This window comes from Micromonospora sp. NPDC049529, from assembly GCF_055586685.1.
In genome coordinates, this window is the sequence record NZ_JBVJHT010000017.1 from 42911 (window position 1) to 68995 (window position 26085).

The 26085-nt window shown below is 70.4% G+C and carries 23 protein-coding genes and 1 pseudogene; 14 read left to right on the forward strand and 10 right to left on the reverse strand.

What is annotated here, in order from left to right; translation table 11 throughout:
• Nucleotides 1-199 precede the first annotated feature (199 nt).
• From ACZ6QQ_RS27150 to sucD, 3 genes are all read left to right on the forward strand, one after another.
• The gene (locus ACZ6QQ_RS27150) at nt 200-604 is read left to right on the forward strand and encodes a cobalamin B12-binding domain-containing protein (RefSeq protein WP_465880112.1); all 405 of its coding nucleotides are present in this window, start codon (nt 200-202) and stop codon (nt 602-604) included.
• A 530-nt stretch (nt 605-1134) separates the two neighbouring features.
• The gene (gene sucC, locus ACZ6QQ_RS27155) at nt 1135-2313 is read left to right on the forward strand and encodes an ADP-forming succinate--CoA ligase subunit beta (protein WP_465880114.1); all 1179 of its coding nucleotides are present in this window, start codon (nt 1135-1137) and stop codon (nt 2311-2313) included.
• A 2-nt stretch (nt 2314-2315) separates the two neighbouring features.
• The gene (gene sucD / locus ACZ6QQ_RS27160; protein ID WP_465880116.1) at nt 2316-3203 is read left to right on the forward strand and encodes a succinate--CoA ligase subunit alpha; all 888 of its coding nucleotides are present in this window, start codon (nt 2316-2318) and stop codon (nt 3201-3203) included.
• 88 nt (nt 3204-3291) lie between these two features.
• On the opposite strand, the gene ACZ6QQ_RS27165 is transcribed toward sucD, so the two are convergent.
• Entirely contained in the window at nt 3292-3555 is a 264-nt protein-coding gene (locus tag ACZ6QQ_RS27165) for a DUF4190 domain-containing protein (protein ID WP_465880118.1), read from the reverse strand.
• A 154-nt stretch (nt 3556-3709) separates the two neighbouring features.
• On the opposite strand from ACZ6QQ_RS27165, the gene ACZ6QQ_RS27170 reads away from it, so the two are divergent.
• The 3 genes from ACZ6QQ_RS27170 to purH all read left to right on the forward strand — a co-directional run bounded on the left by ACZ6QQ_RS27170 (nt 3710) and on the right by purH (nt 7590).
• Nucleotides 3710-5227, forward strand: coding sequence for a cell division protein PerM (locus ACZ6QQ_RS27170; RefSeq protein ID WP_465880120.1), 1518 nt, complete (start codon nt 3710-3712; stop codon nt 5225-5227).
• Nucleotides 5228-5401: 174 nt separating this feature from the next.
• Nucleotides 5402-6022, forward strand: coding sequence for a phosphoribosylglycinamide formyltransferase (gene purN / locus ACZ6QQ_RS27175; RefSeq protein ID WP_465880122.1), 621 nt, complete (start codon nt 5402-5404; stop codon nt 6020-6022).
• On the forward strand, nt 6019-7590 hold the full coding sequence (gene purH / locus ACZ6QQ_RS27180) for a bifunctional phosphoribosylaminoimidazolecarboxamide formyltransferase/IMP cyclohydrolase (RefSeq protein ID WP_465880123.1): 1572 nt from the start codon (nt 6019-6021) through the stop codon (nt 7588-7590). Before purN ends, purH begins: the two co-directional genes overlap by 4 nt.
• Nucleotides 7591-7708: 118 nt before the next feature.
• Here purH and ACZ6QQ_RS27185 read toward each other — a convergent pair whose 3' ends face one another.
• The 6 genes from ACZ6QQ_RS27185 to ACZ6QQ_RS27210 form a co-directional block, all read right to left on the reverse strand.
• Complete coding sequence (locus ACZ6QQ_RS27185; protein ID WP_465880124.1) at nt 7709-8287, reverse strand: hypothetical protein; 579 nt, start codon at nt 8285-8287, stop codon at nt 7709-7711.
• 134 nt (nt 8288-8421) lie between these two features.
• Nucleotides 8422-9450, reverse strand: coding sequence for an ABC transporter ATP-binding protein (locus ACZ6QQ_RS27190; protein WP_465880126.1), 1029 nt, complete (start codon nt 9448-9450; stop codon nt 8422-8424).
• On the reverse strand, nt 9437-10474 hold the full coding sequence (locus ACZ6QQ_RS27195) for an ABC transporter ATP-binding protein (protein WP_465880128.1): 1038 nt from the start codon (nt 10472-10474) through the stop codon (nt 9437-9439). The genes ACZ6QQ_RS27190 and ACZ6QQ_RS27195 overlap by 14 nt, the downstream gene beginning before the upstream one ends.
• A gap of 7 nt (nt 10475-10481) precedes the next feature.
• On the reverse strand, nt 10482-11435 hold the full coding sequence (locus ACZ6QQ_RS27200) for an ABC transporter permease (RefSeq protein WP_465880130.1): 954 nt from the start codon (nt 11433-11435) through the stop codon (nt 10482-10484).
• A gap of 75 nt (nt 11436-11510) precedes the next feature.
• Nucleotides 11511-12449: an ABC transporter permease gene (locus ACZ6QQ_RS27205; protein ID WP_465880132.1), complete on the reverse strand. Its 939-nt coding sequence runs from the start codon at nt 12447-12449 to the stop codon at nt 11511-11513.
• Nucleotides 12450-12676: 227 nt separating this feature from the next.
• Entirely contained in the window at nt 12677-14317 is a 1641-nt protein-coding gene (locus ACZ6QQ_RS27210; RefSeq protein WP_465880134.1) for a peptide ABC transporter substrate-binding protein, read from the reverse strand.
• A gap of 464 nt (nt 14318-14781) precedes the next feature.
• Here ACZ6QQ_RS27210 and ACZ6QQ_RS27215 point away from each other — a divergent pair, with 464 nt between their 5' ends.
• The 3 genes from ACZ6QQ_RS27215 to ACZ6QQ_RS27225 all read left to right on the forward strand — a co-directional run bounded on the left by ACZ6QQ_RS27215 (nt 14782) and on the right by ACZ6QQ_RS27225 (nt 18149).
• The gene (locus ACZ6QQ_RS27215; protein WP_465880136.1) at nt 14782-15642 is read left to right on the forward strand and encodes a bifunctional methylenetetrahydrofolate dehydrogenase/methenyltetrahydrofolate cyclohydrolase; all 861 of its coding nucleotides are present in this window, start codon (nt 14782-14784) and stop codon (nt 15640-15642) included.
• Between the two features lie 150 nt (nt 15643-15792).
• The gene (gene mdh / locus ACZ6QQ_RS27220) at nt 15793-16743 is read left to right on the forward strand and encodes a malate dehydrogenase (protein WP_465880138.1); all 951 of its coding nucleotides are present in this window, start codon (nt 15793-15795) and stop codon (nt 16741-16743) included.
• A 188-nt stretch (nt 16744-16931) separates the two neighbouring features.
• Nucleotides 16932-18149: an NADP-dependent isocitrate dehydrogenase gene (locus tag ACZ6QQ_RS27225; protein WP_465880139.1), complete on the forward strand. Its 1218-nt coding sequence runs from the start codon at nt 16932-16934 to the stop codon at nt 18147-18149.
• A 395-nt stretch (nt 18150-18544) separates the two neighbouring features.
• Here ACZ6QQ_RS27225 and galT read toward each other — a convergent pair whose 3' ends face one another.
• Both galT and ACZ6QQ_RS27235 read right to left on the reverse strand, forming a co-directional pair.
• Nucleotides 18545-19633: a galactose-1-phosphate uridylyltransferase gene (gene galT, locus ACZ6QQ_RS27230; protein ID WP_465880140.1), complete on the reverse strand. Its 1089-nt coding sequence runs from the start codon at nt 19631-19633 to the stop codon at nt 18545-18547.
• Nucleotides 19634-19776: 143 nt separating this feature from the next.
• The gene (locus ACZ6QQ_RS27235) at nt 19777-20550 is read right to left on the reverse strand and encodes a DeoR/GlpR family DNA-binding transcription regulator (RefSeq protein WP_465880141.1); all 774 of its coding nucleotides are present in this window, start codon (nt 20548-20550) and stop codon (nt 19777-19779) included.
• A gap of 154 nt (nt 20551-20704) precedes the next feature.
• Here ACZ6QQ_RS27235 and ACZ6QQ_RS27240 point away from each other — a divergent pair.
• Nucleotides 20705-20860 (forward strand): annotated as a pseudogene (locus ACZ6QQ_RS27240) (DUF397 domain-containing protein); the annotation flags it as partial.
• 56 nt (nt 20861-20916) lie between these two features.
• Here ACZ6QQ_RS27240 and cysC read toward each other — a convergent pair.
• Complete coding sequence (gene cysC / locus ACZ6QQ_RS27245; protein WP_465880143.1) at nt 20917-22446, reverse strand: adenylyl-sulfate kinase; 1530 nt, start codon at nt 22444-22446, stop codon at nt 20917-20919.
• 183 nt (nt 22447-22629) lie between these two features.
• Here cysC and ACZ6QQ_RS27250 point away from each other — a divergent pair, with 183 nt between their 5' ends.
• Genes ACZ6QQ_RS27250 through ACZ6QQ_RS27265 form a run of 4 tightly spaced genes read left to right on the forward strand, consistent with a single transcriptional unit; the run spans nt 22630 to nt 26035 of the window.
• Nucleotides 22630-23550, forward strand: coding sequence for an ABC transporter ATP-binding protein (locus ACZ6QQ_RS27250; RefSeq protein ID WP_465880145.1), 921 nt, complete (start codon nt 22630-22632; stop codon nt 23548-23550).
• A complete protein-coding gene (locus tag ACZ6QQ_RS27255; protein WP_465880147.1) occupies nt 23537-24415 on the forward strand; it encodes an ABC transporter permease in 879 nt (292 codons plus the stop codon). Before ACZ6QQ_RS27250 ends, ACZ6QQ_RS27255 begins: the two co-directional genes overlap by 14 nt.
• The gene (locus ACZ6QQ_RS27260) at nt 24412-25323 is read left to right on the forward strand and encodes an ABC transporter ATP-binding protein (RefSeq protein WP_465880149.1); all 912 of its coding nucleotides are present in this window, start codon (nt 24412-24414) and stop codon (nt 25321-25323) included. The genes ACZ6QQ_RS27255 and ACZ6QQ_RS27260 overlap by 4 nt, the downstream gene beginning before the upstream one ends.
• A gap of 1 nt (nt 25324) precedes the next feature.
• Complete coding sequence (locus tag ACZ6QQ_RS27265) at nt 25325-26035, forward strand: ABC transporter permease subunit (protein ID WP_465880151.1); 711 nt, start codon at nt 25325-25327, stop codon at nt 26033-26035.
• Nucleotides 26036-26085 lie beyond the last annotated feature (50 nt).

The window sequence follows — 26085 nt, forward strand, 5'->3', positions numbered from 1 at the left end:
CAGTCGAGCCGACTCATCGCGACACGCAGTGACGGCCCGTCGATGTCCGGGCCCGGCTGGCGGGGCGGCGCTCGGCGCCCCGTCGAACGGTCGGCGACGGGCGTGTCCGGCGCGGCGTGCCGCCCAGATTCCGTACCGTACGGACCTCGGGTTACCGTTCGTTAAGGTGATTGCCGAGGTGCCCTCGAAAGGTGTGCTGATGAGCTCTCGAACGCGGGTCGTCGTCGCCAAGCCCGGCCTGGACGGGCACGACCGTGGCGTCAAGGTGGTCGCCCGGGCGCTGCGGGACGCCGGCATGGAGGTCATCTACACCGGGCTGCACCAGACCCCGGAGCAGATCGTCGAGACCGCCATCCAGGAGGACGCCGACGCGGTCGGCCTGTCGGTCCTCTCCGGCGCGCACATGACCCTGTTCCGCCGGGTGGTGGAACTGCTGGCCGAGCGGGACGCGCAGGACATGGTCGTGTTCGGCGGCGGCATCATTCCGGAGGCCGACATTCCCGAACTGGAGCGGATCGGGGTCGCCAAGATCTTCACCCCCGGCGCGACCACCCAGGCGATCGTGGAGTGGGTACGGGCGAACGTGGCCCAACCGGTCGGCTGAGCCCGTACGGCGCCTCCGGGCTGTCACACGCTGCGTGATCGAGGTCGGTTACCGGTGTGATGCTGGGCACGGAACCGTCGTCAAAGGTCGATCGAGCCCCCCGGGACACGGGATCGATGACCCCCGTCAGGCGTACTGACGGGGGGAGAGGCCGGACGCACCCCTCACACGTCCGGCCTCTCTATGCGCGATGCCCCGCCGCCACCCCTCGACCGACAGGGCATCGGCCGTCTCCCGTCATCGCGCGGCTCAGCGCTCCGACACCTGACTCAACGACGGCTCCCCGTGGGGGTTACGCGGTTGCCGCGAGATCGCCGGAGAAAGCTTTCCGGGGTGCCCGGCCGGGCCGTCGCCGAGCGCGGGCGGGCCTGTGTGGTACCGCACACCGTGCACCCGCTCGGTTGCCCCCGGTGCCCATCTCGCTAGGCTGCGGCCGGAGGCCTGTTTCTTTTGGTACGACAGGCGTCAACTCATTTCACGCTGGCGGCGGCGCGACGGCGCGCCGCGGAGACTGGACGGGACGCGCAATCGTGGACCTGTACGAATACCAGGGGCGCGAGCTGTTCGAGCGGCACGGTTTGCCCGTGCTCGCCGGCGGCGTCGCCACCACCCCGGAGGAGGCCCGCGCGATCGCCGATCGCCTCGGTGGCCGAGTGGTCGTCAAGGCCCAGGTGAAGGTCGGCGGCCGGGGCAAGGCCGGCGGGGTCAAACTCGCCGACAACCCCGAGGATGCGGTGGCCCGCGCCACCGACATCCTGGGCATGGACATCAAGGGTCACACCGTCCACAAGGTCATGATCACCGTGACCGCGGAGATCGCCGAGGAGTACTACCTCTCCTACCTGCTCGACCGGGCGAACCGCACCTTCCTCTGCATCGCCAGCGTGGCCGGCGGCATGGACATCGAGCAGGTCGCCGCCGAGATCCCGGAGCGGGTCGCCAAGATCGCGATCGACGCCAACGTCGGCGTCGACCTGGCCAAGGCGAACGAGATCGTCGCGGCGGCCCAGTTCCCGGCCGTGGTGGCCGACCAGATCGCCGCGATCGCGGTCGGGCTCTGGCAGGCGTTCGTCGCCGAGGACGCCACCCTGGTCGAGGTCAACCCGCTGGCCCGTACGGCCAACGGCGACGTGCTGCTGCTCGACGCCAAGGTCACCCTCGACGAGAACGCCGGCTTCCGGCACCCGGACCACGAGGCCCTGGTCGACCAGGCCGCCGTGGATCCGCTGGAGCAGCGGGCCAAGGAGAAGGACCTCAACTACGTCAAGCTCGACGGTGCCGTGGGCATCATCGGCAACGGCGCCGGCCTGGTCATGTCCACGCTCGACGTGGTCGCGTACGCCGGGGAGCGGCACGGCGGCGTCAAGCCGGCGAACTTCCTCGACATCGGCGGCGGCGCGAGCGCCGCGGTGATGGCGAACGGCCTGGAGATCGTGCTCTCCGACCCGGCGGTCAAGAGCGTGTTCGTCAACGTCTTCGGCGGCATCACCGCCTGTGACGAGGTCGCCAACGGTATCGTCCAGGCGCTGGCCCTGCTCGCCGAGCGCGGCGAGCAGGTCGACAAGCCCCTGGTCGTACGGCTCGACGGAAACAACGCCGAGGCGGGTCGGGCAATCCTCGACGCCGCGGCGAACCCGCTGGTCCAGCGGGTGGACACGATGGATGGAGCGGCCGAGCGGGCCGCCGAGCTCGCGGCTGCGGGGGTCTGATCATGGCAATCTGGCTGACCAAGGACTCGAAGGTCATCGTCCAGGGGATGACCGGCTCCGAGGGCTCCAAGCACACCCGACGGATGCTCGCCGCCGGCACCAACGTGGTCGGCGGGGTGAACCCGCGCAAGGCCGGTCAGACCGTCGACTTCGACGGCACCGAGCTGCCGGTCTTCGCCAGCGTCGCGGACGCGATGGCGAGCACCGGTACCAACGCCACGGTCATCTTCGTACCGCCGCAGTTCACCAAGGGCGCGGTCGTCGAGGCGATCGACGCGGGCATCGAGCTGGCCGTGGTGATCACCGAGGGCGTACCGGTGCACGACACCGCGGCGTTCTGGGCGTACAACGTGAGCAAGGGTGAGCAGACCCGGATCATCGGGCCGAACTGCCCCGGCATCGCGTCGCCGGGTGCCTCCAACGCCGGCATCATCCCGGCCGACATCACCGGCTCCGGCCGGATCGGTCTGGTCAGCAAGAGCGGCACGCTGACCTACCAGATGATGTACGAGTTGCGTGACATCGGCTTCTCCACCTGCGTCGGCATCGGCGGTGACCCGATCATCGGCACCACCCACATCGACGCGCTCGCGGCGTTCCAGGCCGACCCGGACACCGACGCGATCGTGATGATCGGCGAGATCGGCGGCGACGCCGAGGAGCGGGCCGCCGAGTTCATCAAGGCGAACGTGACCAAGCCGGTGGTCGGCTACATCGCCGGCTTCACCGCGCCGGTCGGCAAGACGATGGGACACGCCGGGGCGATCATCTCCGGTTCGGCCGGCACCGCCGACGCCAAGAAGGCGGCGCTGGAGGCGGTCGGAGTCAAGGTCGGCAAGACGCCGACCGAGACCGCCCAGCTCATGCGGGAGATCATGTCGGGTAGCTGAGGCTGCCGGTGCCGGCGCGTACCGGCACGCACGACAGACACGCCGAAGGGGCCGGCCGCCGAGCGGTCGGCCCCTTCGCCGTACCCGGTCAGCGCCAGCCGGGGTAGTTGCCGGTGCCGCGCAGGATCGCCGTACCGAGGATGTTCAGGACGCTCAGCACGATGGCGACCCAGCCCAGTACGGGTGAACCGCCGAACCGTCGGGCGTCGCGGATGGACAGGTAACCGAGGATGACCCCGAGTACGCCGCAGCAGACCAGCCCGATCACGATGCCGAGTACGCCCCACAGCGTGGTCCGGTCCCTCCCGGAGGGCACCGGCCGGGGCGGCGGGTACGGGTACTGACCCGCCATGCTCACCTCCACGGTGGCAGACCGCCCGGATCGGGATGCTGGGCCGACGCTAACCCTGTGAACGGGGTGATTGCCGCGAAATTGAGGAATCCGCGCCGCCGCGCCGGTGGTGTCGCCCCCCAGCCCACGCGTCGGCGTGCCAGAGTAGGTCACGATGCCACCCGTCACCCCTGATCAGCCTGGGCGTCCGGTTCGGCCCGACCCGGCGGAGCCCACCCCGACCACCGGCCACCCGTCACCGGCCCCGGCGGTTCCGGCCGCCCGCCGGGGCGAACCCGACCGGCTTCCCGCCGACCGGGGACCGGACCGGCTTCCCGCCGACCGAGGTCCGGACCGGGACCGGTCGCCCGTCGACCGCCCGTCGGACCGGTTGCCGGGCGATCGAGGATCGGACCGGGACCGGTTGCCCGCCGGTGGCGCGGCGAGTCGACTCGGCCGGCCGGACAGTCCGTCGGGTGCGCCCGCGCGCCGGGCCGGGCGGGCGCCGCTGCCGGTGGCCGCCGCCGTGGCGACCGGCTGGGCGGCCTCCCTGTCCTACCTGCCGGTCGCCGTGATCCTGGGCTTCGCGCGGTTCACCGAGGACGCCGGTGCGGTCGGCGGGGCGGCCCGGGTCGGGCTGGCCGGCTGGCTGCTCGGCCACGGGGTTCCGCTCGACACCGACGCCGGGACCCTGCACCTGCCCCCGCTCGGGCTCGCCGTACTGGCCGCGTGGCGGGTCGCGCGGGCGGGCGTACACACCAGCCGGGCGATCGGGGCCCGCCAGCACGGCACCCCGCGCCAGGCGTTCTCCGTCGCGGGCGCGGTCGGCGTCGCGTACGGGCTGCTCGGTGTCATCGCCGCACTGATCGTCAACGCCGGTGGGCAGCAGGTGTCGCCACTGCGGGCGGGGCTCACCCTCACCTGCTTCGGTGCGCTCGCGGCACTCGCCGGGGCGCTGCCGATCACCGGAACCCTCGGCGCGCTGGCCCGGCGTACCCCGTCGGTGCTCCGCGACGGGCTGCGTACCGGCTTCGTGGCCGCCCTGCTGCTGCTCGGTGCCGGGGCCGGGGCGGCCGGCCTGGCGGTGGCCACCGGGGGCGGTGCGGCCAGCGACATGCTCGCCGCGTACCGGACCGGTGTGGTGGGACAGGCCGGTATCACCGTGGTCAGCGTGGCGTACGCGCCGAACGCCTCGATCTGGGCGGCGTCGTACCTGCTCGGACCGGGGTTCGCCATCGGCACCGACACCAGCGTGAGCACCACCGAGGTCACCGTGGGGGCGCTGCCGGCCGTACCGTTGCTCGCCGGCCTGCCGTCCGGACCGATCGGTGGTCTCCGCGCGGCGCTGCTCGCGGTGCCGGCGATGGCCGGCATGGCCGCCGGTTGGCTGCTCACCCGGCGGTCGCTGCGCCGGGCCGGGCTGCCGCCGTCGCCCGCCCCGCTGCCCCGGATGTCCGGCCGGGAACTGGCGGCGATGCGCTGGCCACCGTTGCTCGCCGCCGCCGCGATCGCCGGACCGGTCGCCGGTGCGGTGCTCGGCCTGGCCGCCCGGGCCTCCGGCGGCTCGCTCGGCGGCGGCCGGATGGCCGAGGTCGGTCCGGTGAGCTGGCAGGTGGCGGCGATCGCCACCGTGGTGGTGGCCGTCGGCGCGGTGGTCGGTGCCGCCGTCACCCGCGCCTTCGCCCGCCCCTGACGGCAGCCCGCCCCTGACGGCAGCCCGCCCCTGACGGCAGCCCGCCCCTGACGGAACGTCGCCCCTGACGGCAGCCCGCGCGTCCGTCCGCCCGCGACGGGCACAGCGGCCACGGGCGGGGGATTAGCGTGAGCCGCCGCAGAGCCGGGCTGAGCTGCCCGATAGGGTGCTCGGGTGACTGAGCCCGTGTCGGCCGCCCGTATCGTCGTCCTCATCTCCGGGTCCGGTAGCAACCTTCAGGCGTTGCTCGACGCGGCCACCGACCCGGCGTACGGCGCCCGGGTGGTCGCCGTCGGCGCGGACCGGGACGGCATCGCCGGACTCGACCGGGCCACCGCCGCCGGGGTGCCGGTCTTCGTCGACCCGCTCAAGGCGTACGCCGACCGGGACGAGTGGGACCGGGCGCTCGCCGAGCACGTCGCCGAGCACAAGCCCGACCTGGTGGTCTCGGCCGGCTTCCTGAAGCTCGTCGGCCCGCACTTCCTCGCCGCCTTCGGCGACCGTTACCTGAACACGCACAACGCGCTGCTGCCCTCCTTCCCGGGCATCCACGGCCCACGCGACGCGCTCGCCTACGGGGTGAAGGTCGCCGGGGCCACGCTCTTCTTCGTCGATGCCGGCGTCGACACCGGACCGATCGTCGCCCAGGTGACGGTGCCGGTGCTCGACGACGACACCGAGGAAACCCTCACCGAACGCATCAAGGTTGCCGAGCGCGCCCAGCTCGTCGAGCAGGTCGGTCGGCTGGTCCGCGAGGGCTGGACCATCACCGGAAGAAAGGTCACGATCCCATGAGCACCACTTCGGACGGCCGGCGGGCGCTGCGCCGCGCGCTGGTCAGCGTCTACGACAAGACCGGGCTGACCGAGTTGGCCCAGGCGCTGCACGCCGCCGGGGTTGAGATCGTGTCGACCGGCAGCACCGCCGCGACCATCGCCGCCGCCGGTGTCCCGGTGACCCAGGTCGAGGAGCTGACCGGCTTCCCGGAGACCCTGGACGGGCGGGTCAAGACGCTGCACCCGAAGGTGCACGCCGGTCTCCTCGCCGACCTGCGGCTGGACACCCACACCGCCCAGCTCGACGAACTGGGCATCGCCCCGTTCGACCTGCTGGTGTCGAACCTCTACCCGTTCACCGAGACGGTCGCCTCCGGCGCCGACTTCGACGCCTGCGTGGAGCAGATCGACATCGGTGGGCCGGCGATGGTCCGGGCCGCGGCCAAGAACCACGCGTCGGTGGCGGTGGTGACGTCGGTGCAGGCGTACCCGTCGATCCTGTCGGCCCTGGCCGACGGCGGTTTCACCCTCGGCGAGCGGCGCGCACTCGCGGCGCGGGCCTTCGCCGACATCGCCGAGTACGACGTGGCGGTGGCGCAGTGGTTCGCCGAGGGCCTGACGTCGGAGCGGGAGTGGCCGGACTTCTCCGGGCTCGCCCTGCGTCGGGGCGCGACCCTGCGCTACGGCGAGAACCCGCACCAGCGGGCCGCGATCTACCTGGACCCGGCCGCGCCGGCCGGGCTGGCGCAGGCGCGGCAGTTGCACGGCAAGGAGATGTCGTACAACAACTACGTCGACGCGGACGCGGCCTGGCGGGCGGCGAACGACTTCGGTCCGGACGCGCCGGTCGTCGCGATCATCAAGCACGCCAACCCGTGCGGCATCGCCACCGGCGTCGACGTGGCCGACGCGCACCGCAAGGCGCACGCCTGCGACCCGGTGTCGGCGTTCGGCGGGGTGATCGCGGTCAACCAGCCGGTCTCGGTCGAGCTGGCCAAGCAGATCGCGGACATCTTCACCGAGGTGGTGGTCGCCCCGGCGTTCGCCGAGGGTGCGGTCGAGGTGCTCGCGGGCAAGAAGAACATCCGGCTGCTGCGGGTGCCGGCCTGGCAGCCGGCGCCGGTGGAGTGGCGGGCGGTCAGCGGCGGGGTGCTGACCCAGTCGGCCGACCGGATCGACGCCCCCGGCGACGACCCGGCCACCTGGCGCCTGGCCGCCGGTGACGCGGCGGCGCCGGACCTCATGCGGGACCTGGTCTTCGCCTGGCGGGCGATCCGTTCGGTGAAGAGCAACGCGATCCTGCTCGCCGCCGACGGGGCCGCCGTCGGGGTGGGCATGGGGCAGGTCAACCGGGTCGACTCGGCCCGGCTGGCGGTCGCCCGAGCGGGTGCCGACCGGGCCCGTGGCGCCGCCGCCGCCTCGGACGCCTTCTTCCCGTTCGCGGACGGGTTGCAGGTGCTGCTCGACGCCGGGGTGCGCGGGGTGGTCCAGCCCGGCGGTTCGCTCCGCGACGACGAGGTGATCGCCGCCGCCCAGCAGGCCGGCCTGACCATGTACTTCACCGGCACCCGGCACTTCTTCCACTGACCGTCTCCGCGACGGGGCGTGAACGGGCCTTTCCCGGCCGTCCACGCCCCGTCGTCCGGGAGTCGCCCCAGGCGGCAGCCGTCCGGGAGTCGCCTCAGGCCGCCGTCCGGGAGTCGCCTCAGGCGGCCACGCGCAGGACGAGCTGGGCGGTGGCACCGCCCGCCCGGCTGGCGTGCACGGTCCAGCAGCCGGGTACGGGGAAGAGCCAGCCGGTGCCCCACTCCTCGCCGGGACGTTTCCACGTGCTGCCGCCGTGGCCGGTCGGTCCCCAGACCGGTGTGATCTCGCTGCCGGTCGGGCCGACGGCCCGTATGGTCAGCGCGCCGTCGCCGGTCATCCGCCAGACGATCTTCGTCTCCCTCCCGGCGGTCAACTCGTCGGAGCTGAGGAAGAGCAACGCCCAGAGCGATACTCCGGGCCCGCCGCCGGCCACCTCGTTCGCCTCGTTGCCGGGTCCGGCCGGGTACTCGGCAACGGTGGGGCAGGCACCTCCCGCTGTTGGCGTACCGACCGGCTGGAGGGCGCCGACGGGATCGCCGGCCGTACTGCCGCTGGTCACACCGGCGTTGCCCGCCGAGACGGTCACGCTCACCACGGGTCCGGCCGGGGTGACGGGTTCGCCAGCCCCACAGCCACTGAGCAGGGTGGCCACCATGGCGGTCGCAGCCAGCGCCGCCGTACGTCGTCTCACGCTCATGCGGGAGAGAGTCGGAGCGGGCCGGTCAGGTTCCCGGACGTACGGAAGGGCCCCTTTCCCGTCTCGGCGATCGACAGGAGAGGGGCCCTTGCGTATCCGTCAGGCGACGACGTTCTTGATCCCTCGCGTACCCGTCAGGCGACGACGTTCTTGAGCTCGGCGAAGTGGCAGGCGGACGGGTGCGGGTCGACCGCGCGGAGCACCAGCTGCGGGTCCTGGGTGGCGCAGATCTCCTGGGCCTTCCAGCACCGGGTGCGGAACCGGCAACCGGACGGCGGGTCGGCCGGCGACGGCACGTCCCCGGTCAGCCGGATGATCTCCCGGTGGGCGCGGGCGGCCGGGTCCGGCACCGGCACCGCCGACAGCAGCGCCTGGGTGTACGGGTGGGTCGGCCGCTCGTAGATCTCCTCGTTCGTACCGATCTCCACGATCTTGCCGAGGTACATCACCGCGACCCGGTCGGCGATGTGCCGTACCACCGACAGGTCGTGGGCGATGAAGACGTACGACAGGCCCAGCTCGTCCTGGAGCTTCTCCAGCAGGTTGATCACCTGAGCCTGGATCGACACGTCCAGTGCCGACACCGGCTCGTCACAGACGATCACCTCGGGGTTCAGGGCCAGCGCCCGGGCGATCCCGATCCGCTGCCGCTGCCCACCCGAGAACTGGTGCGGGTACCGGTTGATGTGCTCGGGGTTCAGGCCGACGATGTCGAGCAGTTCGCGTACCCGCCGGCTGCGGTCGCCGCGCGGCGCCACCTCCGGGTGGATCTCGTACGGCTCGCCGATGATGTCGCCGACCGTCATCCTCGGGTTCAGCGAGGTGTACGGGTCCTGCATGACCATCTGCACGTTGCGGCGCAGCCGGCGCAGCCCGCTGCCGGACATCTTGAAGATGTCCTGCCCCTCCAGCAACGCCCTGCCGCCGGTCGGCGTCTCCAGCCGCATCAGCAGCCGGGCGAGCGTCGACTTGCCGCAGCCGGACTCGCCGACCACGCCGAGCGTCTCGCCTCGGCGCAGTTCGAAGCTGACCCCGTCGACCGCCTTGACGGCGCCGATCTGCTTCTTGAAGACCACGCCCCGGGTGATCGGGAAGTGCTTGACGACGTTGTCGACCTGCAAAATCGTTTCGCCACGCACCTTGGTTGCGCTAGAGCCGGCCATCGAGGACCTCCTGGGCAAAGTGACATGCGCTGGTCCGGCCGTTGCCGAGGTCCCGGTTGGCGGGCACGACGTCGACGCAGACCTGCTGGGCGTACGGGCAGCGCGGGTGGAAGGGGCAGCCCGACGGGATGCGCATCAGGTTCGGGGGCAGACCCTTGATCGTGGACAGCTCCTGGCCGCGCTGGTCCAGCCGGGGGATCGACTCCAGCAGACCCTTCGTGTACGGGTGCCCCGGAGTCGAGTACAGCGAGTGGACGTCGGCGTGTTCGACGATCCGGCCGGCGTACATGACGGCGATCCGGTCCGCGACGTCGGCGACCACACCGAGGTCGTGGGTGATCAGGATCATCGCCATGTTGAGTTCCCGGCGCAGGTCGCCGAGGAGGTCCATGATCTGGGCCTGCACGGTGACGTCGAGCGCGGTGGTGGGCTCGTCGGCGATCAGGATCCTCGGGTTCAGGGCCAGTGCCATCGCGATCATCACGCGCTGGCGCATGCCGCCGGAGAACTGGTGCGGGTAGTCACCCACCCGCTGCTTCGCGGCCGGGATCTTGACCAGTTCCATCAGCTCGATCGCGCGCTTGCGGGCGTCGGCCCGGGACAGTCCCTCGCGCTTGCGCAGCGTCTCGCCGATCTGCCAGCCGACCGGGAAGACCGGGTTCAGGGCGGAGAGCGCGTCCTGGAAGATCATTGCGATCTGCTTGCCCCGGACCTGCCGGCGCTGCTCCTCGGGCATCTTGAGCAGGTCGCTGCCGTCGTAGAGGATCTGGCCGGACGGGATGACGGCCGGCGGCATGTCCAGGATGCCCATGATCGCCTGCGCGGTGACCGACTTGCCGGAGCCGGACTCGCCGAGCACGGCCAGGGTCTCCCCGGCGTCCAGGTGGTACGAGACGCCGTTGATCACCTTCGCCACGCCGTCCCGGGTACGGAACTCGACGTGCAGGTCCCGTACCTCTAGCAGGTGCGGGCGCTCGCCTCGGGGGGACGGCGACGCGACGGGCTGGGCGGAAAGGTAGCTCATGATTTGATCACCGCAGCTTCGGGTCGAAGGCGTCGCGGATGGCGTCGCCGAGCATGATGAACGCGAGCACCGTCAGGGCGAGGAAGGTGGACGGGACGATCAGCGGGGTGGCGGCCTCCCGCATGTGCACCCGACCGGCGTCGATGTCCATACCCCACGAGATGGTCGGTTCCTTGAGGCCGATCCCGAGGAAGGAGAGGGTGGCCTCGGCGGCGATGAACGCACCGAGCGCGATGGTGAGCACCACGACCACCGGGGCGAGCGAGTTCGGCAGGATGTGTCGCCACATGATCCGGCCGTTGCCGGCGCCGAGCATCCGGGCCGCCGCCACGTAGTCCTGCTGCTTGGCGCTGATCACCGAGGACCGGATCACCCGGGCGGCGGTGGTCCAGCCGAGGATGGCGAGGACGAAGATCAGGGCGGCGATCCGGGCCCACTGGTTGTCGCTGTTGATCCGCTTGAGCAGCACGATCGCGGCGAGCAGCAGCGGCAGGCCCAGGACGATGTCGATGACCCGGGAGAGCACCGCGTCGACCCAGCCGCCGAAGTAGCCGGCGAGCATCCCGACCACCACGGCGATGATGCCGGTGAGCAGGGCGGAGAGCGCGCCGACCAGGAGCGACGCGCGGGCGCCGTAGACCGAGCGGGCGTAGATGTCGCAGCCCTGGAAGTTGTAGCCGAAGATGGCGCCGCCGGTCGGACCCTGGTGCTGCCGGGACAGCGTGCAGTCGGTCGGGTCGTTCGCGGTGAGCAGGCTCGGGAAGGCCGCCATCAGGGTGACGATGACAACGAGGGTGAGCGAGACCCAGAAGATCGGGTTGCGGCGCAGGTCGCGCCAGGCGTCACCGGCGAGGCTGCGCGGCTTGTGCACCTCCACCTTGCCGGGTGCGCCCGGTTCGCCGCTCGGGCCGGGCCGCGCGCTCGGGTTCTCGGTCGCGGCGACCGTGTTGAAGTCACTCATGCCTGCACCTCGTTGCGCTCGTACGTGTCGCGCTCACCGCGCTGTTCGAACCGGTACTCGGATCTCCGTGGCCGCTCAGACATAACGGATCCTCGGGTCGAGCACGGCGTAGAGGACGTCGACCACGAGGTTGCAGACCAGGTAGACCACGACCAGGATGCTGACGATCCCGACCACCAGCGGCCCGTCCTCGGTACGGATGCCGCGGAAGAGGTTGAACCCGATGCCGGGGATGTTGAACACGCCCTCGGTGATGATCGCGCCGCTCATCAGGTTGCCCAGCTCGACGCCGAGGAAGGTGACCACCGGGATCAGCGAGTTGCGCAGTACGTGCACGCCGACGATGCGGCGGTGGGCCAGCCCCTTGGACTTCGCGGTCCGTACGTAGTCGGAGCGCATGTTCTCGGCGACCGACGTACGGGTCAGTCGCAGCGCCGTGGCCAGGGACAGTGAGCCGAGCACGATGCCGGGCAGCAGCAGGGCGTAGAAGCTGGGCTGCGCACCGGCGGTCGGCGGGAACCAGCCGAGCTTGACGCCGAAGAAGTACTGCGCGAGCGGGGCCAGCACGATGGTCGGGATGCCGAGCACCAGCAGCGTCAGCAGCAGCGTCGCGTTGTCGAAGATGCCGCCCCGGCGGATGCCGGCGACGACCCCGGCGCTGACGCCGAAGATGATCGCGACGGCGATGCCGATCAGGGCGAGCTTCAGCGTGACCGGCCAGGCGGTGGAGATCATGTCGCCGATCTTGCGTTGGGTCAGCGACATGCCCAGGTCACCCTTGAGCAGGTTTCCGATGTAGTCGAAGTAGCGGTAGAAGAAGCCGCCGACACCGGTCTTGTCGAGGTGGAAGGTCTCGGTCAGGTATGCCCGCTGGGCGGGGGTGACCGGCCGCTCGCCGGCTAGTGCCTGGATGGGGTCGCCCTGGCCGGCGAACATCAGCGCGTAGACGATCAGAGTGGTCCCGAAGAAGGCCAGGACCATCTGCAACAGGCGCCGCACAATGTAGCGGAACATACCTTAGCTTTCTCTCCGAATATGGATGAAAGTCGTACGAACGATCGTTTCGGCGTACGAAAGTATCCGGGCACACAAGGCCCGGACGATTCGGCGGGGGACATCACGCGGATGTGCCCGGCGGAACAGTCCGGCGTCGGCGTTCTTGGGCGACGCCGGACTGTTCCATCCATGGCCCGAGCCACCGGGGATTACCAGATGGCTGGAACCAGATTCGGGGGGTCAGCTCAGCTGACGGCCTCGATCTTGGTCAGATTGACCCGCTGGAACAGGTCGATCTCGACGTTCTTGACCTTGTTCGAGTAACCGAAGTTGTTCTGACCGAAGCGGAGAGGGATAACCGGCAGGTCGTTCGCCAGGATGTCCTCGGCCGCCTGGTACTTCTTGATGGCCTCCTCCGGGGTGGCGGCCGAGACGCCTTCCTTCACCAGCGCGTCGAACTGCGGGTTGCTGTAGCCGTAGTAGTTCGACGAACCGTTGGTGGTGTAGAGCGGGCCGAGGTAGTTCTCCATGGACGGGTAGTCCATGATCCAGCCGAGCCGGAACATGCCGACCGGCTGCTTCTTCTCGACCTTGTCCAGCAGGTCGGCGAACTTCGGCTCGGCGGTGCCGACGCAGTCCACGCCCAGGTTGGTCTTGAGCTGGTTGCAGGTCGCGTCGACCCAGTCCTTGTGCCCACCGTCGCCGTTGTACGAGATGGTGATCTTCGCCGGACCGCCGGCGGCCGCGTACTCGGACTTGGCCTTGGTCGGGTTGAACTCGCAGGCCGCGCCGCAGGTGTTGTCCCGGTACCCGGCGACAACCGGCGAGACGAACGAGCGGGCGGACTGCTGGGAGTCCTTGAAGACCGACTTGATGATCTCGTCGCGGTCGATCGCCTCGGAGATCGCCTTGCGGACCTCGGGCTTGCTGTACGCCGGGTCGAACGTCGGGAAGGCCAGGAACTGGAACGACGACGCCGGGCTCTGCTGGTACCGGTCGCCGAGGTCGCTCGCCGCGCTGGTCAGGTTCTCGGTCGGGATCGTCGGGACGACGTCCAGGTTGTCCGAGATGACGTCCGCGTACGCGGCGGTCAGCTGCTGGTAGATCCGGAACTCGACGCCGGCCACCTTCGGCTTCTCACCGGGGAAGGCGTCGTACTTCTCGACCTCGACCTTGGCGTCGTGCTGCCAGGTGCCCTTCATCTTGAAGGGGCCATCGCCGATGATGGCGTCCTCGAAGCCGTCCTTGATCACGCCGGGGGCGGAGAAGGCGGCGTTCGGCAGCGGGTAGAACGCGTTGTAGCCGAGCATCGTCTTGAACTCGCTGTACGGCGCGGAGAGGGTCACCGTGAAGGTCAGGTCGTCGACCTTCTTCAGCCCGCTCATCGTCTTCGCCTTGGGCTCCGGCGCCTTCAGCGGGCCGTCCTCGCCGTCCGGGTCGGTCGCCTGAAGGTCGTTGTAGCCGGCGATCTTCTCGAAGAAGTAGCTGGCGCCCTGGCCGTTCGGGGCATAAGCGCCGTAGTTCCAGGCGTTGATGTAGCTGTCGGACGTGACCTTCTCACCGTTGTGGAAGGTGTAGCCGTCCTTCAGCTTGATCGTCCAGGTGGTGTTGTCGGTGCTCTGGATCGACTCCGCCTGAACCTCGTACGGCTTGTTCTGGGCGTCGTAGTCCACCAGCGGCGTGAACAGGGCGCTGAGCACCTGGTTCCCGCTCGTCTCGGTGGTGTTGGTCGGGATCAGGTGCTGCGGTTCACCGATCTGGATCGACACCGTAGCGTTGGGGTTACTGTCCCCGGAACCGCCGTCGTCGCCGCTGCCACAGGCCGCGAGGCCCAGGGTTGCGACGAGCGGTACGGCGGCCCAGGCTGCGAGCCTACGGACCTGCATTGAGCCTCCTCATCTCCTCACGCTGGGCAGCCAGGTCCCGGGTACGGGTCACTCTGCGCAACGCTCGGCAAAGGTAGGCCGCGCCGGCACCCTAGTCCAAACCGGCAGATTACGACTGAATAACGGGGTCCTGAGAGTCTGCTTGCGGCACAGGTTGGCCTCTGGTAATGGAGATCCGGCGCGATCGGGGCAATCCCTCGTGATATTTCGCCATTTGCCAGCGCAAACCATGCAATCGGCGTTGATCTCCATGTGGCCCACGCCACCAGGGGTTTGTCCGTCTTATGCCTCGGTGTGCGCTGAGACTGTGCACAACTCCACAGCCCGCTACCAGCAGTGACGAACAACACGGTTACGGAAAGTTACGCCATCTTTCGGTCTCCGATGGTTGACACCGGGGCCCCGAGCGTCGGGCAACCGGGTGTCCCCGAAGCCGGACCGCCCGCCGTGAGACGATCAGGGACGTGACGGCGACCCTTCTGGACGGCAAAGCGACTGCGGCGGAGATCAAGGACGAGCTACGGGTACGGGTGAAAGCCCTCGCCGAGCGGGGCCTGGTCCCCGGGCTCGGCACCGTACTCGTCGGTGCGGATCCCGGCTCGCAGGCGTACGTCAACGGCAAGCACCGCGACTGCGCGGAGGTGGGCATCGCCTCGATCCGCCGCGAACTCCCCGCCGACGCCACCCAGGCGCAGGTGGACGAGGTCATCGCCGAACTCAACGCTGACCCCGCCTGCCACGGCTACATCGTGCAGCTGCCGCTGCCCCGCCACCTCGACACCCAGCGGGTGCTCGAACTGATCGACCCGGAGAAGGACGCCGACGGGCTGCACCCGGTCAACCTGGGCCGGCTGGTGCTGGGCTACGACGGACCGCTGCCCTGCACCCCGCGCGGCATCGTCGAGCTGCTCCGCCGGCACGACGTACCGCTGCGCGGGGCCGAGGTCGCGGTGGTCGGCCGGGGCAACACCGTCGGCCGCCCGCTCGGGCTGCTGCTGACCCGGCGCAGCGAGAACGCGACCGTCACCCTCTGCCACACCGGCACGCTCGACCTCGCCAAGCACACCCGCGACGCCGACATCGTGATCGTGGCGGCCGGCGTACCGGGGCTGCTCACCGCCGACATGGTCCGACCCGGCGCCACCGTGGTCGACGTCGGCATCACCCGGGTGATCGGCCCGGACGGCAAGGGCCGCTACACCGGCGACATCGCGGCCGAGGTGGCCGAGGTGGCCGGCGCGATGGTGCCCATGCCCGGCGGAGTCGGGCCGATGACCCGCGCCATGCTGCTCACGAACGTGGTCGAGCGGGCTGAACGGGGCTGACCGGGGTACCCGGTGACGGACCCGGGCACGGGCGTCGGCCGGATCGGTCAACGGGGGGCGATCAGGGAAATCAGCCCCTGGCCGGACCGGTGGTCCGTTGGCTGATACGGTCCGGAAAAGAACCCGTCGGTAACAGAGAGTGGGACGACCATGGGCAAAAAGGTCACCGTCGTCGGCGCCGGTTTCTACGGCTCGACGACCGCGCAGCGCCTGGCGGAGTACGACGTCTTCGACACGGTCGTGATCACCGACATCATCGAAGGTAAGCCCGAGGGGCTGGCACTGGACATCAACCAGTCGCGGCCGATCGAGGGCTTCGAGACCAAGGTGGTCGGCCAGACCACCGGACCGAACGGCGAGGGCTACGAGGTCATCGAGGGCTCGGACGTCGTCGTCATCACCGCCGGCCTGCCGCGCAAGCCGGGCATGAGCCGGATGGACCTGCTCGCCACCAACGCCAAGATCGTACGGGTGGTGTCCGAGAGCGTCGCGAAGTTCGCCCCGAACGCGGTGGTCATCGTCGTCTCCAACCCGCTGGACGAGATGACCGCGATGGCGCAGCTCGCCACCCAGTTCCCGAAGTCTCGGGTGCTCGGCCAGGCCGGCATGCTGGACACCGCCCGGTTCACCACCTTCGTGGCCGAGGAGCTCGGCGTACCGGTGGCCTCGGTGAAGACCCTCACGCTCGGCTCGCACGGCGACACCATGGTGCCGGTCCCGTCGCGCAGCACGGTGGACGGCAAGCCGCTGCGCGAGGTGCTCTCCGACGCCAAGATCGAAGAGATTGTGGTCCGGACCCGCAACGGCGGCGCCGAGGTGGTCGCGCTGCTCAAGACCGGTTCGGCGTACTACGCCCCGTCCGCCGCGGCGGCCAAGATGGCCAAGGCCGTGGCGACCGACTCCGGCGAGGTCATGCCGGTCTGCGCCTGGGTCGACGGCGAGTACGGCATCTCCGGCGTCTACCTCGGCGTCGAGGCCGAACTGGGCCGCGAGGGCGTCCGCCGGATCGTCACCACCGACCTGGACGCCGACGAGCTGGCCAGCCTCAAGGAGGCGGCCGAGGCGGTCCGCGCCAAGCAGGGCGACATCGCGAGCCTCTGATCGAGCCCGACCCGCCACCGGGCGGCGGTGATCACCGGAAAGAGTGGCTGTCCGACCCCGGACTGCCACTCTTTCCGTATATCTGCGGAAATGGTCGGTGGTCGAGGTAGGCCGGGCGTGCGGCATCAGGCAGAGCCAGTACGCTCGTACTGCTTGAGCATGAGTCCCCCGAGAGGAGCGCCCGGCCGATGGCGAAGATCAAGGTAACCAACCCGGTCGTAGAGCTCGACGGCGACGAGATGACCCGGATCATCTGGAAGCAGATCCGGGAGCAGCTGATCCTGCCCTACCTCGACGTCGACCTGCACTACTACGACCTGTCGATCCAGTACCGCGACGAGACCGACGACCAGGTCACCGTTGACGCGGCCAACGCCATCAAGACCCACGGCGTCGGCGTGAAGTGCGCGACCATCACCCCGGACGAGGCCCGGGTCGAGGAGTTCGGCCTCAAGAAGATGTGGCGCTCGCCGAACGGCACCATCCGCAACATCCTCGGCGGCGTCGTCTTCCGTGAGCCGATCATCATGTCCAACGTGCCGCGCCTGGTGCCGGGCTGGACCAAGCCGATCATCATCGGCCGGCACGCGCACGGCGACCAGTACAAGGCGACCGACTTCGTGGTCCCCGGACCGGGCACGGTCACCATCACCTACACCCCGGCCGACGGCAGCGCCCCGGTCGAGATGGAGGTCGCCAACTTCCCCGGCGGCGGCATCGCGATGGGCATGTACAACTTCGACGAATCGATCCGCGACTTCGCCCGCGCCTCCCTGCGGTACGGCCTGGACCGCAACTACCCGGTCTACCTGTCGACCAAGAACACGATTCTCAAGGCGTACGACGGCCGGTTCAAGGACATCTTCGCCGAGGTCTTCGAGGCCGAGTTCAAGGCCGACTTCGACGCCGCCGGGATCACCTACGAGCACCGGCTGATCGACGACATGGTCGCCGCCGCGCTCAAGTGGGAGGGCGGCTTCGTCTGGGCCGCCAAGAACTACGACGGTGACGTGCAGTCCGACACCGTCGCGCAGGGCTTCGGCTCGCTGGGCCTGATGACCTCGGTGCTGATGACCCCGGACGGCCGTACGGTCGAGGCCGAGGCGGCGCACGGCACGGTCACCCGGCACTACCGGCAGTGGCAGAAGGGCGAGAAGACGTCGACCAACCCGATCGCGTCGATCTTCGCCTGGACCCGTGGCCTCGCCCACCGGGGCAAGCTCGACGGCACCCCGGCGGTCACCGAGTTCGCCGAGAAGCTGGAGCAGGTCTGCGTGGAGACGGTCGAGGGCGGTCAGATGACCAAGGACCTCGCCCTGCTCATCTCGCGGGACGCCCCGTGGCTGAGCACCGACGAGTTCATGGCCGCCCTGGACGAGAACCTGGCGAAGAAGCTCGGCGCCTGACCCAACCCGCCCACAGAAAGCCCGCCGGCACCCCACCGGCGGGCTTTCCTCGCCCCCACCCCATCCCCCCCATGCGCCTCTTGTAGAGAAAGAGTGGCAATCCGCGTCGGAATAACCACTCATTCTCTGTAAGTGCGTGCACCTCGGGTTCGGCGGTGGCGCTCATCGACGTACGGCAAGATCGAAGTGGTGGGCCCGTTACCGGGGTCGGGCCGCGCTCGTTGACCAGGGTGGACGTGATGCCAGTCGCGTCCAGGAGGACCAGCCAGTCGATGTCGCCGGAAACGGCGCCGGTCGGGCAGCCCTCCCGGCTGTTGCGCACAGCCAGCCGTCCCTTCCCTGCGGGGGGCCCTGTCCCGGGCCCCCCGCACCCTCTTTCTCCGCTTCCGTCCCGGTCAGCCGGTCAGTTGCCGCAGCCGCTCCGCCGCCTGCTCCGGCCGGATGTCGTTGATGAACACACCCATCGCCGACTCCGAACCGGCCAGGTACTTCAACTTGTCCACCGCCCGCCGGATGCTGAACAACCGCAGGTGCAGGTGGCTCAACTCCCGACCCTGGTGCACCGGCGCCTGGTGCCAGGCCGAGATGTACGGCATCGGGGCGTCGAACAGCCGGTCGAACCGGCCCAGCAGATCCAGGTAGAGCGGCCCGAAGGCGGCCCGTTCCGCCTCGGTCAGCGCCGGAATGTCGGGCACCACCCGGTGCGGCGCCAGATGCACCTCGAACGGCCACCGCGCCGCCGCCGGCACGTACGCGGTCCAGTGCTCGTTCGCCGCCACCACCCGATCCCCGGCGGCCCGCTCGGCGGCGAGCACGTCCGCGTACAGGTTGCGTCCCCCGGTCCGCTCGGCGTGCCGACCGGCGGCGGCCAGCAGCGCCCGGGTGTGCGGCGGCAGGAACGGGTACGCGTAGATCTGCCCGTGCGGGTGCTGCAACGTCACCCCGATCTCCACCCCCCGGTTCTCGAACGGGAACACCTGCTCGACCCCGGGAAGCTGGGACAGCGCGGTGGTCCGGTCGGCGAGCGCGTCGAGCACCGTACGCACCCGCTGCGGCGACAGGGTGGCGAACGAGGCGTTGTGGTCGGAGGTGAAACAGACGACCTCGCATCGTCCGGCCCCCGGTCGGGTGGCGGTGAACGGGGTCAGCTCGCCGGGCGGCTCACCCTCCCGGTAACTCAGCGACGGGAACCGGTTCTCGAACACCGCCACGTCATAGTCGTACGCCGGGACCTCGGTGGAGTGCGTCGGCGTGGACGGGCAGAGCGGGCACTCGGCCGTGCTGGGCAGGAAGATCCGGGTCTGCCGGTGCGCCGCGACCGCCACCCACTCGTCCACCAGCGGGTCGTACCGCAGCTGCGACGCTGCTGGTGGTGGCGGCAACTCCCGCCGGTCCGGCACGTCCCGATCCCCGCCCTCGTGCCCCCGCTCGTCGAAGTAGACCAGCTCACGCCCGTCGGCCAGCTCGATCTCGGTCCGCCTCATCCCACTCCCACTCCCACCCGTGCCATCTCCCACCTCGCTCGATCCGGCGCGTTTTCCATGATCGCGGAGAGTTTGGCCGGCCATAGCGAGCCAAACCTTCCGTGATCACGGGAACGCCTACCGCAGGTTCCGCGAGACACTGCCTAGATCGGCGTTACCAGCAGTTGCGTCACGTGCTCCTGGAGGGTTTGGTGGGCGGGGGTGGGCAAGCCGTCGTCGGTGACGACGGTGTGGGCGGCGGCCAGGTCGGCCATGGAGGAGATGCCGACCATGCCCCACTTGGTGTGGTCGGCCAGGACCACCAGGCGTTCCGCCGAGGCGACCAGGGCCCGGTTCGTCTCCGCCTCGGTCAGGTTCGGGGTGGTGTAACCGGCCCGGACGCTCATCCCGTGCACACCGAGGAAGACCAGATCCAGGTGCAGGGTACGGATCGCGGCCACCGCCACCGGCCCGACCAGCGCGTCCGACGGGGTACGGATCCCGCCGGTCAGCACCACCGTCTGGTCCGGTCGCCCGGCCCGGTGGAAGACCTCCGCGACCGGGATCGAGTTGGTCACCACGGTCAGCCCGGCGACGTCCACCAGCCGGTGGGCGAGTGCGGCGGTGGTGGTGCCGGCCGACAGCGCCACCGCCATGCCCGGCAGCACCAGGTGTGCGGCCTGCGCGGCGATGGCCGCCTTCTCGGAGAGTTGGCGGGCGGACTTGGCGGCGAAGCCCGGCTCGTCGGTCGAGCCGGACTCGGTGACCGTCGCGCCGCCGTGCACCTTGGCCAGCAGACCCCGTTCGGCGAGCAGGTCAAGGTCGCGGCGGATGGTCATGTCCGACACCCCGAACTCGCCGGCCAGGTCGGTCACCCGTACCCCGCCGGTGATCCGTACCCGGTCCACGATCGCCGCCTGCCGCTGTTGGGCGAGCACGTTCTCACCTCACCTCGCCTCACGAAGTAGCACATGGTCGTTCGGCAGTCGCACGTAATTCAACAGAAGTGAACATTACCGCGCAGGTCGGATGGAGATTTCCAGGGGCGGCCGACGGGTCGCGCCGTCGTTTCCGGCTGGCCTTCCGGAACGTCTGGGCCATTCGGAGGCGTCCTGCGGGACGGCGGTCGGCGGCGCGTGCGTGGAGGTCGCCGACAACCTGCCCGGACGGGTGCTGGTCCGGGACACCAAGGACCGCGACGGCGGCACGCTCAGCTTCGGTCCGGACGCCTGGCACGCCTTCGTGGAGACAACGGTCGCAGGAGAAGCGGTCAGGTTGTGTCCGCCTCTCCGCCGGATGTCGGATCAGGCCGGTTGCAGGCGGGGCTCCACCCAGCCGGTCTCGGTCAGGTGCACCAGCACCGCCGCCACCGCCTCGTCGATAGTCACCTGACTGGTGTCGAGGACCAGATCGGCGTCGGTCGGCTCCTCGTACGGGTCGTCGATGCCGGTCATGCCGGTGATCAGTCCGGCGCGGGCGCGGGCGTACAGGCCCTTGCGGTCGCGTTGCTCGCACACCTCCAGCGGGGTGGCGACGTGGACCAGCACGAAACCCGCCCCGGCCGCGTGGGCCATCTGCCGGGCGGTCGCGCGTGCGGCGGCGTACGGCGCGATCGGGCAGCAGACCGCCAGTCCCCGATGCCGGGCCACCTCCGCCGCGACCCAACCGATCCGGCGTACGTTCAGGTCCCGGTCGGCCTTGCCGAAGCCGAGCCCGGCGGAGAGCTCCCGACGTACGACATCGCCGTCGAGCAGGGTGACGGTCCGGTCGCCGCTCTCGCGCAGCGCGTCGGTGAGGCCGCGCGCGACGGTCGACTTGCCCGAGCCGGACAGGCCGGTGAAGAAGACGACCAGCCCCCGGTGCCGGCGCGGCGGCCGGGCTCGGGACAGCTCGCGGGCGACCGCCGGTGGGGTGTGCCACTCGGGCAGCGGGAAGCCCCGGTCCAGCAGGTCGTCGATCTCGTCCGGGCGCAGGGCCAGCCGCCGGTTGCGCGGCGGGATGTCGTCGCGCCACCGCCACTGCCCGTCCCGGTTGTCGTAGGCCAGTTCGCGGGGGACCAGCACCCGCAGGCCGGGACCGGAGAGCATCTCACCGGTGGAGAGCAGGTGGGTCACCCCGTAGGCGGCGGCCACCCGGGCCCGGAGCAGCGCGTCGCGGATCTCGTCGCCCCGGCCCGCCATCGGGATGGCGACCAGGGTGGCCGGGGGCATCCGGTCCCGGGCGGCGAAGACGCTGCGGACCAGCACCTCCGGCGGCAGCCCGTCCGGATTGGTGTCGGTGACCGGGATCAGCACCAGCAGGTGGGCGGCGAGCGTCCGGGCGGCGTGGGCGATCTGCGCCAGCTGGGGGCGGTGCAACGGCCGGTCGGTGATCACCCCGAGCACCCGGCCGGGCGGCAGCAGCTCGCGCACCTCGGCGGGGCTGCGGCGTAGCCGCTGGAACGGGCCGTGTCCGCCGTCGCCGAGCGGGCGCACGGCGCCACCGACGCCGTAGAACCCGTCGCGGGTCGGCCAGAGGTCGGTGGCCTCCAGCAACGCCACCGGGGCGTCCTCCAGGTCGGTCAGCACCAGGGCCCGCCGCAACGGGTTGTCGAGGTCCAGACCCTCCGCCACGGCCGCCGACACCTGGAGGGTGACCGGCACCGGCCACGGGGTGCCGTCGGCGAGCCGGCCGCGCCGGGTCAGGGCGGCCAGGTCGGCCCGCCCCAGGAACCCGTTCAGCGGCGCGTACGCCCCGCTGAGCAGCAGTTCCAGGTCGGCGAGTTCGTGCGGACGCGGCGTGTACGTCGGCGCGTCCCGCAGCACCTCGTTGGGTAGCACCCACCCGTTGCTCATCGAACCCCCCACTACCCGGCCGGCACACAGTTTCTCAGCCAGCCGCCGATCGGTCGAGAGCGCCACCCAACTCCGCTCCGACCGAAGATCGTCCACCCCTAGTGGCCCGACTGGCGCAATCAAGGGAAGGCCCAGGGTGACGCGGGGGCTCCGAGGTGGTCGATCGGGCCTACGCTGGGCCGCGTGACACTGATCGCGACCCAGTCGCTCACCAAAACGTACGGCAACCGGGTGACCGCGCTCGCCGATCTCACGGTCGCGGTCGAGCCGGGCGTCATCGGGCTGGTCGGTGCCAACGGCGCCGGAAAGTCCACCTTCATCAAGATCATGCTTGGTCTGCTCGCCCCAACCTCCGGTGAGGTACGGGTGCTCGGCCTCGATCCGACCACGGAGAGCCAGGCGGTCCGGGCCCGGGTCGGATACATGCCGGAACACGACTCGTTGCCGCCGGACCTGTCGGCCGCCGAGTTCGTCACCCACCTGGGCCGGATCAGTGGCCTGCCGCGTACGGTCGCCCGCGAGCGGGCCTCGGAGGCGCTGCGCCACGTCGGCCTCTACGAAGAGCGCTACCGGCAGATCGGCGGCTACTCCACCGGCATGAAGCAGCGGGTGAAGCTGGCCCAGGCCCTGGTGCACGACCCCGACCTGCTGCTGCTCGACGAGCCGACGAACGGGCTCGACCCGGCCGGGCGGGACGCCATGCTCGGCCTGATCCACCGGATCGGCACCGAGTTCGGCATCTCGGTGCTGGTCTGTTCGCACCTGCTCGGCGAGGTCGAGCGGATCTGCGACACCCTGGTCGCGATCGACGGCGGGCGGCTGCTGCGCTCGGACCACATCACCGCGATGACCACCGCGATCGACGTACTCGCGGTGGAGGTCAGCGAGGGCACCGAGCAACTCGCCGCCCGGCTCGCCGCACTCGACCTGCCGGTCCACCGCGAGGACCGGATGCTGCTGGTCCGGCTCGACGACGACCGCACGTACGACCTGATCCTGACCGCCGTCGCCGAACTGGACCTGCCGCTGCACCGGCTGGACCAGCGCCGGCACCGCGTCGCCGAGCTCTTCGCCACCCGGGAGACGACCAATGCCCACGCCTGAACCGAGAAGCGCCCCCGGCGGGGTCATTCACGATATCGGCTACCAGCGCTACGACGGGCCGAGGTTGGGCCGGCGGTTCATCCTCGGCGCGCTCTACCTGCACAGTCTGCGTACCGCCTTCGGTCTCGGTCGCAGCGCCAAGGCGAAGATCTTCCCGTGGCTGATCATGGGCGTGGTCGGGGTGGTCGCCGTGGTGCTCACCGCGATCCAGGTGCAGACCGGGGTGGCGGCACTGAGCTACAACGAGTTCCCCGAGGTCCTCAGCATCCTGATCATCTTCTTCTGCGCGGCGGTCGCGCCCGAACTGGTCAGCCGTGACCTCCAGACCGGGGTGCTGCCGCTCTACTTCGCCCGCCCGCTGGAGCGCGCCGACTACGCGATCGCGAAGCTGGCGGCCCTGATCACGGCGACGTTCCTGCTGCTGGCCGTACCGCTGACGGTGATGTTCGCCGGTGCCGCCTTCTCCGCCGACAACCTGAGCGCGGTGTGGCGGGAACTCGGCGACTACCTGCCCGGCGTCCTCTACGCCGCGCTGCACGCGGTGGTCTTCTCCTCGGTGGCCGTCCTCGTCGCCGCGCTGGTGAAGCGGCGGGCGGTCGCGGCCGCCGCGGTGGTGGCGGCCTTCCTGGTGACCCTCCCCGTCGCCGGGGTGCTGCTGGTCCTGCCGTACGAGACCAGCACGCAACTCTCCGGCCTGGTCAACCCGGCCAGCCTGGTCGGCGGCATCGGCGACTGGCTCTTCGAATCAACCGGCGAGATGAGCATCGGCGGGTGGGGCCCGCTCTACGGGGTGGTCACCATCGGTCTGGTCGCCGGCTGTGTCGCCCTGCTCTTCGCCCGCTACCGGAAGGTTGCCCGCTCATGACCGACGTGGAACTGAGCGGGGTCTCCCGCTGGTACGGCAACGTCGTCGCCGTCAACGACGTGACCATGAGCCTCGGTGCCGGGGTGACCGGTCTGCTCGGCCCGAACGGCGCCGGCAAGACCACCCTGCTGCACATGATGGCCGGCTTCCTCGCCCCGTCCCGTGGTGCGGTGACCCTCGGCGGCGAGCCGACCTGGCGCAACCCGGCCGTCTACCGCCGGCTGGGCCTGGTCAGCGAGCGGGAGGCGGTGCACGGTTTCCTGACCGCGTACGAGTTCGTGCTGGCCAGTGCGCGCCTGCACCGGCTGCCGGACGCGGAGGCGGCGGCCCGCCGGGCGATCGAGCTGGTCGAGATGACCGACGCGCAGGACCGGCGGATCGACACGTACTCCAAGGGCATGCGGCAACGTACGCGGGTCGCGGCGGCGCTGGTGCACTCGCCGGAGGTGCTGCTGCTGGACGAGCCGTTCAACGGCATGGACCCGCGCCAGCGGCTGCACATGATGCAGCTGCTGCACTCGCTCGGTGCGGCCGGGCACACCATCCTGTTCAGCTCGCACATCCTGGAGGAGGTCGAGGAGGTCTCCGGCACGGTCCAGGTGATCGTCTCCGGCCGGTTGGCCGCCTCCGGTGACTTCCGGTCGATCCGGCGGCTGATGACCCACCGCCCGCACGTCTTCACGGTGCAGTCCAGCGACGACCGCAAGCTCGCGGTGGCGCTGATCGGCGAGCCCTCGGTGACCGGCGTCGAGCTGGACAAGGAGGGGCTGACCGTACGCGCCGGTGACTACGGCAGCTTCACCCGCGCCCTGCCCAAGATCGCGCTCGGGTCGGGTATCCGGGTCCGCCGGCTGCTGCCCTCGGACGAATCCCTGGAGAGCGTCTTCTCCTACCTGGTGGAGGCCTGACATGTCGACTATCTCCTGGATCACCGCGCGTGGCCTCTTCGGCCGCCGCCGGTTCCTGCTGCTGATCCCGCTGCCGCTGCTGCTGGTGACGCTGGCAGCCATTCCCCGCGCGGCCGGCGCCGACGTGCGCCAGTGGGCGCCGGTGGTGCTGGTCGGCCTCGGGCTGGCGGTGGTCCTGCCGGTGATCGCGCTGATCGTCGGTACCGGGGTGCTCGGCTCCGAGATCGACGACGGCACGATCGTGCACATCCTCACCAAGCCACTGCCGCGCTGGCAGATCGTGCTGCCGAAGCTGGCCGTGGCGGCCGGGGTGAGCGCGGTGACCGTGGCCGTCCCGCTGTACGTGGTCGGGGTGCTGGCCGACTCCGTACGCCTGGGTTTGGCGCTGGTGGTGGCGAGCGCGATCGGCGCGTTGGCCTATTCGGCGGTGTTCCTGGCGCTGAGTCTGCTCACCCGGCGGCCGGTGCTGCTCGGTCTGGTCTACGTGCTGATCTGGGAGGGGCTGCTCGGCAACTTCGTCAGCGGCACCCGGAACCTCTCGATCCAGCAGTACGTGATCACGATCGCCGACAAGATCGCCCCCACCGAACTGCTCACCAGCCAGGTCAACCTCCCCGTCTCCATCATCCTGGCCGCCGTCCTCACCGTAGGCTTCACCCTCCTCGCCATAGACCGCCTCCGCTCCTTCTCCGTAGCCGGCGAAACAAGCTGACCCTCCCACCCCTCCCACCCCCGTCGTCAACGAACGGGCCGCACCTGTAG